Source organism: Falsibacillus pallidus, from assembly GCF_003350505.1.
Lineage (GTDB): Bacteria > Bacillota > Bacilli > Bacillales > DSM-25281 > Falsibacillus > Falsibacillus pallidus.
Window position 1 is genome coordinate 92,835 of sequence record NZ_QQAY01000007.1, and the last position, 13,177, is coordinate 106,011.

At 42.1% G+C, this 13,177-nt stretch carries 8 protein-coding genes; 7 read left to right on the forward strand and 1 reads right to left on the reverse strand.

What is annotated here, in order from left to right; translation table 11 throughout:
- Positions 1-26 precede the first annotated feature (26 nt).
- Entirely contained in the window at positions 27-575 is a 549-nt protein-coding gene (locus tag DFR59_RS12445) for a DUF6155 family protein (protein ID WP_245948478.1), read from the reverse strand.
- Positions 576-1,341: 766 nt separating this feature from the next.
- On the opposite strand from DFR59_RS12445, the gene DFR59_RS12450 reads away from it, so the two are divergent.
- The 7 genes from DFR59_RS12450 to DFR59_RS12480 all read left to right on the forward strand — a co-directional run bounded on the left by DFR59_RS12450 (position 1,342) and on the right by DFR59_RS12480 (position 12,779).
- On the forward strand, positions 1,342-6,366 hold the full coding sequence (locus DFR59_RS12450) for a S8 family serine peptidase (RefSeq protein WP_114745975.1): 5,025 nt from the start codon (positions 1,342-1,344) through the stop codon (positions 6,364-6,366).
- A gap of 493 nt (positions 6,367-6,859) precedes the next feature.
- A complete protein-coding gene (locus tag DFR59_RS12455) occupies positions 6,860-7,612 on the forward strand; it encodes a YveK family protein (RefSeq protein ID WP_114745976.1) in 753 nt (250 codons plus the stop codon).
- Positions 7,602-8,306 carry a CpsD/CapB family tyrosine-protein kinase gene (locus DFR59_RS12460; protein ID WP_114745977.1) on the forward strand — a complete coding sequence of 235 codons (705 nt, stop codon included), beginning with the start codon at positions 7,602-7,604 and terminating at the stop codon, positions 8,304-8,306. The genes DFR59_RS12455 and DFR59_RS12460 overlap by 11 nt, the downstream gene beginning before the upstream one ends.
- Positions 8,307-8,399: 93 nt before the next feature.
- The gene (locus tag DFR59_RS12465; RefSeq protein ID WP_114745978.1) at positions 8,400-9,167 is read left to right on the forward strand and encodes a tyrosine-protein phosphatase; all 768 of its coding nucleotides are present in this window, start codon (positions 8,400-8,402) and stop codon (positions 9,165-9,167) included.
- A gap of 299 nt (positions 9,168-9,466) precedes the next feature.
- Positions 9,467-11,284 carry a polysaccharide biosynthesis protein gene (locus DFR59_RS12470; RefSeq protein ID WP_114745979.1) on the forward strand — a complete coding sequence of 606 codons (1,818 nt, stop codon included), beginning with the start codon at positions 9,467-9,469 and terminating at the stop codon, positions 11,282-11,284.
- Positions 11,285-11,300: 16 nt separating this feature from the next.
- Positions 11,301-12,197, forward strand: a complete 897-nt coding sequence (gene galU, locus DFR59_RS12475; protein WP_114745980.1) for a UTP--glucose-1-phosphate uridylyltransferase GalU — start codon at positions 11,301-11,303, stop codon at positions 12,195-12,197.
- 198 nt (positions 12,198-12,395) lie between these two features.
- Positions 12,396-12,779 (forward strand): type II secretion system protein, encoded by a 384-nt coding sequence (locus DFR59_RS12480; protein WP_245948479.1) that lies wholly within the window; start codon positions 12,396-12,398, stop codon positions 12,777-12,779.
- The last annotated feature ends 398 nt before the right edge of the window (positions 12,780-13,177 follow it).

Below are 13,177 nucleotides of genomic sequence, written 5' to 3' on the forward strand. Positions count from 1 at the left end.
CGCCGTTGCAATGTAATAAGACATTATTACTCAATAACATCAGCATCCTCTTCATCCCAGCCCATTGAATAATAAATCTCCTCTATTGCCATAGAATACCCCCAGCCAATTCCTTCAGACTCGCGGACCAAACGATAAAAACGATCATGGAATGCCTCTACTAAAGCCACATCCTTATCGCACTCAACTGCAGCCTTATCATACATCGACACCAAACTGTTGTAGAAAGTCATATCAATATCCCCGAAGGTATTCGTAAATTCCGTTCCGAGTTCCACATAGTAAAGCATGAGGTCTAGTGTCCGCGCAGGATCCCCCACTAGCTTTTTAAAAGTCGAGATGGCTTTTTTCGCTTCAGTGAGCCGCAGCTTCCCGTGTCCTCTATCCGGAAAAAACTCGTTCCGAATTTGCAAACGCGCTTTTTCATGAAGCTCTATGTGGGCTTCTTCTCCGGAAAATTTGCTGGATAAATAGTCTTTCACTTCCGAATTCAACTTATATAAATCAGCAATAAGCGTGATAAGCTCCTTTTGATTAAGATCTTTTAATTGTTTTTTCAGGTCAGTAATCTTCATTTTCGTAACTCCTCGCATTGAATTTAGGTCGTCTTCGTATCCATTGTTGTTTAAATCTTAATGACGATTTTAACGCTACATTAGTTGTTTGGTGCTTTGCAATATAGCATCCAGGCTCTTTTCCTGCTAAAACAGTATTTAATCGCCTAAGTAATCCTGTTTTAATGGCTTAAGCAATCAACTTTGAGAGATGAGTCTTAATTTAACAAAATTATATCAACAATTCTATATAGAATAATCCCTACAAAACCATCATGTAGAATCTTGTCATAGTAAAAAGGACCAAAATTAGAAAAAACAAAATTACCCATCTATCAAATTGTAATAAAGTGAATTTTACAATAAAATGCTGTTCGAATTGGAAAAAACAAACGAAGAAGCAGTTCCTAGAAACTGCTATATTAGCAGAATTGGTGTCAACTTCATTTGAGGGAGAAACAGCCGCGGCAAGTGATAATCAGAGCTCTAGAGATCTGATTCTAGAGTAGTAGTTTTAAAATGATTAAAGGAAAGTATGCATAAAAGAAATTGGGGGCTGCATGTATAGCAGTCCTTTTTCCTGTTTATATGTATTTTTCCGACATTTTCCTTCATTATCCTACAAAAGTAACAAAAATCTATCGACAATCGAAGGTTTAAGCTTACATTTAATAGAAATTTGTGATATTTTTACTATTATCAGAAAATATTTACTAACTAGAATATTAGAAATTAATAGAAAGGAGCACATTTTTTAGAAGTATCATAACTTTTGGGGGGAAAGACGTTGATTAAAAAAAGTTTTGCCATCTTATTAATCTTATTGCTATCGTTTTCCAGCATGGCAATGGCAGCTTCTATTTCTCAACCATCTAAAATGCAGCGTCCAGCAACGCCGCAAAGCATGAATGGTTTTGGGGAACAGTATAAGCCGACGGATAAAGTCCGTGTCATTGTTGAATTAACGGATAATCCGACGATTGACTATGCTCAACAGCAGAATGTCAAATATAGTGATCTATCAAAAGCAACAAAACAAAAGCTTGAATCAGATGCTTTAAAATCACAAGATACAGTTAAATCACAATTAGATGCTAAAAAACTAAACCTGACGTATTTAGATAACTTTACGACTGTTGTCAATGGATTCAGCGCCGAGGTCGACTACGGCAATATCAAATTCATTAAACAGGCATCAGGCGTACAGGATGTACATATCGTACATGAATATCAGCGCCCGACTGAAAAGCCGGAAATGATCTACAGCAAAGAGCTTGTTCAAGCTCAAAAAGCTTGGGATGACTACGGCTATAAAGGCGAAGGTATGCTTGTCGGCGTCATCGATACAGGAATCGACTACACACACCGTGATATGATCGTTTCTAAAGACACGCCGATCAAACTGACTAAAGAAAAAGTAGACAACCTTGTATCCTATAACAAGCTCCCGGGCAAGTATTATACGGACAAGGTGCCTTACGGCTACAACTATATGGACCATGATTCTGAAATCAGAGATGTTGCGGCAGGTGCATCCATGCACGGAATGCACGTATCTGGTACAGTTGCAGCCAATGGCGACGAAGAAAACGGCGGAATCAAAGGGATTGCTCCGGAAGCGCAATTATTGGCGCTGAAAGTATTCGGAAATGACCCTGAACTTTCCACAACGTACAGCGATATTTATGTGAAAGCAATCGACGACGCGATTAAATTGGGCGTCGACGTGTTAAATATGAGTTTAGGGGCAACAGCAGGCTTCGTAGCTCCTGATGATCCGGAACAAAAAGCGGTTCAAAAAGCAGTGGACAACGGAGTTCTTGTGGCGATTTCCGCAGGCAACTCTGCACACTTGGGCAATGGATTCCCATATGCGAATCCGTATGCATCCAACCCGGATATCGGTGTAACCGGATCTCCAGGTCTTGCAAACAGTTCATTAGAAGTTGCTTCCATTGAGAACAGCTTTATGAACCTTGATGCAATCACGTACAGCATCGATGGGACAGAAGGCGGCAAAGTGCCATTCCTTTCTGCGAGCAGCATCCATCCGAATGATGTAGATACAAAGACATTCGATTTAGCCCTTGGCGGAATCGGAAATCCGGATGAATTAACAGATGTAGCAGGAAAGTATGCTTTGATCCAGCGTGGAACTCTTGACTTTGTAACAAAAGCAAAAAATGCTCAAGACAAAGGTGCGCTTGGCGTCATCGTATACAACAATGCAGATGGCTTCGTCAATATGGCGACAGATGCTTCTATCACAATTCCTCAGCTGTTCATGCTGAAGAGCGATGGAGATAACCTTGCTGCGCAATTGAAAGCAGGCAAAGCAGTAAGCATCGAATTCAAGGGGGATCAAACGAAAGCACAGAACCCTCTTGCTGATCACATGAGTGACTTTACTTCATGGGGAACAACGCCAAGCCTTGATTTCAAACCAGAAATCACAGCGCCGGGCGGACAGATTCTTTCTACATTTAATGAAAATCAATACGGGATGATGAGCGGAACGTCCATGGCTTCTCCACACGTAGCCGGCGGAGCTGCTTTAATCCTTGAAAGAGTAGACAAAGACTTTGGATTGAAAGGCCCTGATCGTGTACGCATGGCCAAAAACATCCTATTGAATACAGCTAAGCCAATCATTGATAAAGGAACTATCAATGGAATGTTTGGATTTGATATTCCTTACTCTCCGCGCAGACAAGGCGCAGGGTTGATGCAGCTTCATTCTGCATTAGCAACACCTGTTGTCGTAACAGAAGCGGCATCCAATGAAGGAAAAGTTGCGTTGAAACAAATTGATGGAGATACGGCTTCATTCACATTGAAGGCGAAAAACTATTCCGATAAAGAAGTTTCTTATGATGTAGCAGTTAACGTCCAAACAGACTTGGCGCTATTTGGCGAATTAGGCTATAAGGCAAGTGAGCTTGAAGCACAGCCGCTTGAAGGCGTAGTCGTGACAGTCAATGGAGGAGACTCTTCTACTGTTACACTTGCTGCAGGAGAAGAAAAATCCATTACGGTTAACTTGGATTTAACAGATGCCAAAGTTTTTGATGAAACTGCTGACAATTATGTAAATCCAACTCAGGTCTTCCCGAACGGCTATTTCGTCGAAGGCTATGTAACACTAAAAGACTCAACAGATACAAACCCAACCCTTTCCGTACCTTACAACGGGTTCAAAGGTGATTGGAATGCAGCACCAGTCATGGATGCTCCAATGTGGGATGCGAATACATTCTACAAAATGACAGGCATGCTGGATGCACAGGATAATTTCTTAGGCTACAACTACTTTACAGATAAGATTGAGCCGAATCATATCGCGATTTCACCAAACGGCGATGGCGTGCAGGATACTGTTCTTCCACTCGTTTCGTTCTTGCGGAATGCGAAAAAAGTCCAGCTTAATATTTTGGACGCAGATGGCAAAAATCTAAGAACGATCCGTACAGAAAACAATGTCCGTAAGAATTATTATGACCGCGGATTGGAACCAGAGTACTCCTATGTTTCTGATCGTACATGGGATGGTCAAATCGATCTGAAAACAGCACCTGAAGGTCAATATTACTATGAATTCCGTACATTGATCGATTACCCTGGAGCTGAATGGCAATCATTCAAGATGCCAGTAATCGTTGACAATACGGCACCTAATCTTCAAGCAACGCTTGGCGAAGACAAAAAGACCATTACGTTAACAGACGTTAAAGATAACGAAAATGGCAGCGGCGTTTCCTATATTGATGTATTGGTAGACGGAAAATCGATTCTTGATGCTCCGCTTGCTCCTGATACTCCATCATATGAACTGCCTGATGTATTGAAAACAACTCAAACAGTTGATGTCATTGCCTACGATTATGCAGGCAATATGAACGATCAAGTACTTGAAACGCTTATTCCGGATATTCATTTGAAGAGTCCAGAACCATTTGGGATTTTTGATACGAAATCCACTACATTCTCAGGCTATATCAACGAACAGTCCGGTCTTAAGTCATTTACAATCGATGGAAAGCCAATCGATGTAACTCTTAATGAAGAAACTGGACAGTATGAATTCAATACAGAATTGACGTTTGAAGAAGACGGCGTCCATACATTCTATGTTGAAGCGGTAGATAAGGAAGACAATAAAGCAGGATTCTCCCGTACCATTTTTGTAGATAGCACACCTGCAACTTTGGATGTAGATGCGCCTGAAACAGCAAACACAGACACAGTGAAAGTAAACGTAAACGTGAAAGATAACTTTGATGATATTCGTTTACTCGTCAACGGCAGCGAAAAATTCTTCAATGAATTTGTAGAACCGTATGAAATGAGAGCATTCGATAAAAACATTGAAGTGAATCTTGATTTGAAAGACGGTGAGAATACATTTGTATTCGAAGTCAGAGATTTCTCTGGCCACCGCACAACAAAAACAATTAAGATTACGAAGGTAAACGGTCCGGTTTCTGGCGACGACGGTGGCGATAACGGCACTGGCGGAGATCAAGGCGGAGATAACGGAAGCGGCACTGGCGGCGACACAGGCAATGGTGGAGACAATGGCACCGGCGGCAACACTGGTGGCAATACCGGTAATACAGGCGGTGGCGGTGCTACAGTACCATCTGTCCCATCCACACCACCAGCTACATCTACTGACGATATCAAAGTCGATGATGCAAAAGGAATTGCCACACTTGAAGTTAATGAAACAAACGTAGAAGAATCCATTAAAGATAAGACAAAATCAAACGTAACAATTGATTTGTCAAAAGCAGCAGATAAAAACACGAACACAGTTAAAGCACAAATGACTGCAAGCACTGTGAAGAAAGTGGCAGAAAGTAAGAAGCCGCTTGTAGTGGATACAGGTGCTGCATCTGTAACACTTCCAGAAACAGTAGTCAGTGACATTGCATCCAAAGCAACAGGCAACGTCAATATCGCATTGACAAAATCTGATGCACCGGCGGCAAATGGCAAACTGGCTTCAGATGTTTACGATCTATCCATTAAGGTAGAAAAAGACGGAAAAGAAACAGCTTATTCCACATTCAGTAAGCCTGTAACTGTAGCTCTTTCCGTTAAAGGAAACACATTCAACGACAAGCGCAAAGCAGCTGCTTACTACTACAACGAGTCCGAAAAGACTTGGGAGTATGTCGGCGGTAAGGTATCAGGCGAGCAATTCGTTTTCAATACGCATCACTTCTCCAAGTATGCAGTCATTGAAAAAGAAGTGACGTTCAAAGATATCAAGAAGAACTGGGCGCAGGATGAGATCGAGGTGCTTGCATCCCGTTCCATCACTGGCGGTAAAACAGCAGATACATTTGCACCGGATCAAAAATTGACTCGTGCAGAATTTGCAGTTTTATTGTCCAGAGTCCTTAACCTTCAAGGCAGCGAGTTTGAAGGAATCTTCCCGGATGTGCCTGAAAGCAAAGGCTGGGCTGCCACAAGTGTGGAAGCTGCCTACAAAGCAGGCATCATCAACGGCGACCTGAAAGGATCATTCAATCCTGATCAGGAAATCACGCGTGAGCAGATCGCAGCGATGATCATCCGTGCAGTTGAGTTCCAAAATAAAGATCTACTAAAAGATCTTAAAGGCGATGCGAAATTCAGCGATAGCAGCAAAGTAAATGCTTATGCAGCTGAAGCTGTATCCCAGGCAGCAGAGCTTGGTGTCATTAAAGGACGTTCGAACAACCATTTCGATCCGAAAGATAAAACGACACGTGCAGAAGCAGCTGTCATGCTATACCGTCTATTGGATAAATTAGGTGAGTTTTAAGAAACAAAGAACCCCGGAAGCCGTAAAGGCTTTCGGGGTTTTTTCTTTTCCAGCTCCCCCGCCTAGAGGCTGGGAGGTTTCCTTCAGCGCGCTTACGATAAGTCAACATCGAATCGCTCCGCTCTTCGTGTTTCCTTTATCTCGCAGCGCTTCAGTCCAACCTCGGCGCCTCTAATCAGGCGGCTCCGCTTTTCTATTGTCCAGCTCCGCACCTAGCCCCTCGAGTCATAAGCCGTACCTCTACGGAAATCGGGATTTCCTTCGAGTTCCGTCTAATGCTGGTCGGAGCTGAACAAGGCGGTTCCGCTTTTCAACTATGTAAATTATTCCATGGGAAAAATCCTTCACCACCAATTGAATAATTTTGCTACAATAGTTAACTAAAGGAAGTTAAATTTCAAAACTATTAAAAAGATGACAAAAATATTATTATAGGAATATTTTCATGGTATAATTTAACAAGAGTATGAGAAAAAGTGCACAGGAGGACCTCATGGAAGAAACAATTAGTTTAAAAGAGTTGATGGCCACATTACGCAAACGAATGATTTTAATCCTATCCTTGACCGTTATTGCTGCGGTTATCAGTGGGATTATGAGCTTTTATATACTGACTCCGATTTACCAGGCTTCTACCCAGCTTCTAGTGAATCAGTCCAAAGATCAGCAAAATGGCATGTACAATATGAGTGAAGTTCAAACTAATCTTCAATTAATCAATACATATAATGTCATCATGAAGAGTCCGGTCATATTAGAAAAAGTAATTGAAAATCTGGATTTGGATATGACAGTAAGTCAGTTAACTTCCAAAATTAACGTGGCCAGCGAGAAGGATTCGCAAGTGGTGAATATCACAGTCCAAGATGCGGATGCAGCATTGGCAGCGGACATAGCCAACGGAACTGCACTTGTCTTCCAAAAAGAAATCGTGAATATAATGAATGTCGACAACGTAAGCATCTTATCGAAAGCTGTCGTAGCTGAGGATCCTTCCCCCATCAAACCAAAACCGTTGTTGAACATTGCTATCGCTGTTGTAGTGGGATTGATGGCTGGGGTAGGTATAGCTTTCTTGCTGGAATACTTGGATAACACTATCAAGACAGAGCAGGATGTCGAGAAGTTACTCGGACTTCCTGTATTGGGCGCAATCTCTAAGATTGAATCCGATGAATTGAATGAGGAAGAAATAAAAGCAAACCGCCGCAGCCGTGTAAAAGGAGGGAAAGTACTTGGCTCTTAAAAAACAAAAAAAATCATCATTATTAAATACTAAGCGAAAGCTCATTGCGAAATTAAGCCCTAAATCCCCAATCTCAGAGCAGTACCGAACAATCCGGACGAATATCCAGTTTTCATCAGTAGACAGGCCGCTGCGATCCTTGATGATAACGTCATCGGGGCCGGCAGAAGGGAAATCGACCACAACGGCTAACCTTGCCGTCGTCTTTGCACAGCAAGGGAAGAAAGTCTTGCTCACAGACGCAGACCTACGCAAACCGACCGTTCATTATACATTTGGCATGATGAACACAGTTGGTCTGACAAACGTCCTTTCGAAGCAGACCACTTTGACAGAAGCCATCCAGTCATCAGATGTCGATAATCTGGACATCCTGGCCAGTGGACCAATTCCGCCTAACCCAGCTGAGCTTTTGAGTTCCGGATCAATGGAGAATTTCCTGGCGAATGTTTATGAAAGGTATGATATCGTCCTTTTTGATACACCTCCAGTAACTGCAGTGACGGATGCCCAAGTTCTTGCTAATCAATGTGATGGAACAATTCTGGTCATTTCCAGTGGATCGACGGAAAATGAGCAGGCAATTAAGGCAAAAGATTTATTAGAAGCGTCAAAAACGAAATTGATCGGTGTAGTTTTAAACAATAAGAAAATGAATAACTCTCAATATTATTATTATTACGGGTCAAAATAGTCAAGATTCGACAATTTACAACGGTTTACAGATAAATGAGTAAATAGTACTATTAAAGTACTGTTTTTACTTTTCGACAAGGAGTGAGGCGTAATGATTGATTTGCATTGTCATATACTTCCAGGGTTGGACGATGGAGCAGCAGATCTGGAAGCAAGCTTGCTGATGGCTAAAAAAGCAGAAGAGGAAGGCATTCATACGATCATCGCCACTCCCCATCATAAGAACGAAAAGTATGTGAATCCGAAAGAATCCGTCCTTGAAGAAGCAGCAAAACTCAATGACTATCTTAAGGAACAGAGAGTCGATATAGAGATCCTTGCGGGCCAGGAAGTCAGAGTATTCGGAGAAATCATGGAGGAATACGAGAGTGGGGACATCCTCACGCTTGCTGACAGAACGCCATTCATTCTGATTGAGTTTCCATCCGGACATGTCCCGAGATATGCGGAAAAGCTCTTATACGATCTCCAGTTGAAAGGGCTCATGCCAATCATTGTTCATCCGGAGCGTAATCAAGAACTGATGGAGAATCCAGATCTCCTTTATAAATTGGTAAAAAACGGTGCATTCACACAAGTTACGGCAGGAAGCGTGGCCGGTAAATTCGGAAAGAAAATCCAAAGGTTTTCTGCTCAGCTTATCGCCGCGAATTTGACGCATTTTGTTGCATCGGACGCCCACAATAATACTACCCGGGGCTTTTATATGGCAGAAGCCTACAGCCGGATTAAGAAGCAGTTCGGAACAGATGTGGAATATCTATTTCAGGAAAATCCATATCTTTTATTTGAAGGCAAAAGTGTACTCAAAGAAATGCCTGAAAGGGTTGGGAAGAAGAAATTCCTAGGAATCTTTTAAGAAGATTCCTTGATTTTTATCTGGTTTAAAAAATTTTACATAACTGGTAATGTCTCCTTTCCGTTATCAATGGAGGTACTCGGCCATGCTGTGGGCAGTGGTAATCAGCAGGACCTTAGACGCGTAGTCGTCGATAGTGTGGCGTGAGGGCGGGTTAGATGCCCACCTTATTTATTAAGGGAATATTCATATGAATACTTAGTGAAAGCGCATGTCAAGACACGTGTGTTTTCACTAGGTATTTATTTTTATCCTAAAAGAAGTATTACAAATATTGATTTAAAAAGGGGGAAAGAGATTTGACGTATCACAAAAGGCTGAGTTTGTTAATTGTATTAGATTCAATCATTGTTTTGTCGGCTATCTACTTAAGCTACCTCACACTGCATCCGTATTTGGTGGTCCTTCAGTATCCGAAACTCATATTGAGTTCCATTGCATTATTAGTCAGCCATCATTTGTTTGCCTCTCTTTACCGCTTGTATAACAAGGCATGGGAATATGCAAGCGTCAGTGAATTGACAGCGATTGTCAAAGCAGTCACCTATTCGATCATCACAACAGCCATCATCCAATTCCTTTATAACGGAGACATTTATTTCCGTGCTTTGATGATCACGTGGATGCTACATATTATTTTCATTGGTGGTTCACGCTTCTCGTGGCGAGTTTACCGTGATCGATACATACATACGAATCGAATTAAAAAACGCACCTTGATTATCGGAGCGGGTGCGGGAGGGCATATGGCCGTCCGTCAGCTGAATAAGAATGCAGATACTGACTTGATGCCTGTAGCCTATATCGATGACGATCCGAAGAAATTCCGGCTTCAATATTTCGGAATACCGGTTGTCGGCGATTCGACAACCATCAAACAGGCGGTTGAAAGCTATAAAATCGATAACATCATCATTGCAATCCCGTCCTTATCGAAACAGGACTTAAAGAGAATCTTTGATGAATGCGCCAAAACAGCAGCAAAGACGCAGATCATGCCGATGATTGAAGATATCATCTCCGGCAAGGTATCCGTCAATCAATTCCGTGATGTCCAAGTGGAGGACCTTCTTGGAAGGGAGCCGGTCAAGCTTGATATCGAAAGCATCTCGGAGTACGTAACCGGCAAGACCATCCTTGTAACGGGAGCAGGCGGTTCCATCGGTTCGGAGATCTGCCGTCAGATTTCCCGCTTCAACCCGAAGAAGCTATTGCTTTTAGGACATGGAGAAAACAGCATCTATGGAATCGATATGGAGCTGAGAGGACTGAAGCTTGAAGAGATCGAAATCATCCCTGTCATTGCAGATGTCCAGGACCGAGACCGTATCTTTGAAATTGTTGAAAGGCACCGTCCGGATGTTGTCTATCATGCAGCTGCCCATAAGCATGTGCCGTTGATGGAATATAATCCGAAAGAAGCTGTCAAAAACAATGTCATCGGAACACGGAACGTCGCAGAAGCAGCCGACACGTTCGGTGTAGAGACATTTGTGCTTGTATCATCAGATAAAGCTGTGAATCCAACGAACGTAATGGGTTCCACAAAGCGCATTGCTGAAATGGTTATCCAAAACCTAGACAAGCACAGCTCGACTAAGTATGTCGCTGTTCGATTCGGGAATGTACTCGGCAGCCGCGGCAGCGTTATTCCATTGTTCAAAAAGCAAATTCAGACAGGCGGTCCGGTTACAGTAACTCATCCGGATATGACGAGGTACTTCATGACCATACCGGAAGCGTCGAGACTCGTACTTCAGGCAGGTGCACTAGCTCGTGGAGGAGAAGTCTTTGTCCTCGATATGGGAGAGCCGGTCAAGATTGTCGATCTAGCGAAAAACTTGATTCAACTGTCAGGCTATACAATAGAAGAAATCGGAATCAAATTCGCCGGAATCCGCCCTGGTGAGAAGATGTTCGAAGAGCTTCTTGGGGAAAATGAAGTTCATCAGAAACCGGTATTTCCGAAGATTTTCATTGGGAAAACAGTGGAGTTCAATTATTCAACAGTTAATCACTTGATTGATTCATTTTTAGAAATGGAACCAGAACGGTTGAAAGAAATAGTCTTAGGCATGGCCAATAAAAAGGAAATCGATTTATTGAATCATGTGTAATAGGGGGGATTACTGAATGCAAAGAGTAAGAAAAGCCATCATTCCGGCAGCAGGGCTTGGGACAAGGTTCCTGCCTGCTACCAAGGCGCAGCCGAAGGAAATGCTGCCGATCGTCGATAAGCCGACAATTCAATATATCATTGAAGAGGCTGTTGCTTCTGGAATTGAAGATATCATCATCGTTACGGGACGGGGAAAGCGTGCGATTGAGGATCACTTTGATAAGTCTTATGAGCTCGAAGAAACATTGGCGAAAAAGGGGAAGCTTGAGCAGCTGGCAGAGGTTCAAGGGATTTCGAAGTTGGCTAACATTCACTATATACGTCAAAAAGAGCCGCTTGGTTTAGGGCATGCGATTGCATGTGCCAGCCGATTTATCGGTGACGAGCCATTTGCGGTATTGCTTGGGGATGATATTGTTCATTCTCCGGAAAAGCCTTGCTTGAAGCAGTTGATTGATGTATACAGCCGCTATAACTCCTCCGTCATTGGAGTCAAGCAGGTTCCGGAAGAAGATGTTTCGAAGTATGGTGTGATTTCTATCAGCAATAATGGAATGGATCAAGGTATCTTCCATATTGATGATTTGGTGGAGAAGCCTAAGAAAGAAGTTGCACCTTCTAACTATGCCATTATGGGGCGGTATATATTGCGACCGGAGATTTTTGAGATTTTAGAGAACCAGACACCGGGAGCTGGTGGAGAGATACAGCTGACTGATGCTATTAAGAAGTTGAATGAAATGCAGATGGTTGTTGGGTGTGAGTTTGATGGGGTAAGGCATGATGTTGGGGATAAGTTTGGGTTTATTAAGGCTACTTTGGATTTTGCTTTGGAGAGGGAGGATCTGAGGGGGCAGGTTTTGGAGTACTTGAAGAGGGTTTTGGAAGAGGAAGATGTTATTGTGAAGTAGGATTATTATGAGAAGAGGATGGATCTAGAGGTGATCCGTTCTCTTTTTTTGTTGATGTGTGGGATTGTGGAGCTGTTTTTATTGCGAGCCCTTTCGGTCTCGTGACTATTTATGGTAATGGTAGTTAAATTCATGAAGTATTTGAACACCTAGATTATTTCTTTCATGTACATAAAGATAACTAGGAGGAACTACTGGGTGAATAGGGGTAAGTGGATTATTTGTAGAAATGGTAATGATAGGGGATTTACATTAATCGAATTGTTAGCCGTGATTGTGGTATTGGGAATTGTTATGTCGATTGCGGTGTTATCTTACTCTTCTATTATTGAAAAATCGGAAAAGGATGTTTGTCATCTTAATCGAGTGACAGTGGAGAAGGACTATCGTCAATATTTAACTTTGGAGGGTGAAGATACTTCTGAGGTTTTGTTTGCTGAATTTTTGAGGCAATATGATAGAGATTTGTGTCCTGGTCGTGGGGAGTTTGTTTATGAGGAGGGTGCTGTTATTTGTAGTGTACACTCTGAAGTTGTTCCTGAAGAGGATGGTGATGTGGGAGATGGCGTGCCTTATTTGTAGGGTGTGATTTTTTGGTCGTTGTTCAGGGGATTGATTGTGGGTGTTTTTTTGAATGGTGGATGGGGAATTGACTATCGTAATCAGATAACCACAACATGTAGTATGATATTTAGTTAAAAATCTAGGTAATGTTCAATATATGGGTTTTATCTATTTAACATAGTATCATTTTGTTAGTATAAAAAGATAAAAAGGCTAAAATAAGGTGTTTTGATTCTGGAAAACGTTGATTTGACGGGCTTTTTAAGAACCTAAAATATGGAAAAATATTGAATGGAGTTAAGGAACTGACTATCATAGTTAGATTAAACGCTAGAAACCTTGCGGGATAAGGGATTGGGGCATTTTTAGTGGGATTTATAGATTGATTGAATGGTATATAATAGGAAGAAACACGA

What these genes read in the sequence shown, in the direction of transcription:
- DFR59_RS12465 (WP_114745978.1), top strand. Translation starts at nt 8,400, where the DNA reads ATGATTGATTTGCATTGTCATATACTTCCAGGGTTGGACGATGGAGCA.
- DFR59_RS12455 (WP_114745976.1), top strand. Translation starts at nt 6,860, where the DNA reads ATGGAAGAAACAATTAGTTTAAAAGAGTTGATGGCCACATTACGCAAA.
- galU (WP_114745980.1), top strand. Translation starts at nt 11,301, where the DNA reads ATGCAAAGAGTAAGAAAAGCCATCATTCCGGCAGCAGGGCTTGGGACA.
- DFR59_RS12445 (WP_245948478.1), bottom strand. Translation starts at nt 575, where the DNA reads ATGAAGATTACTGACCTGAAAAAACAATTAAAAGATCTTAATCAAAAG.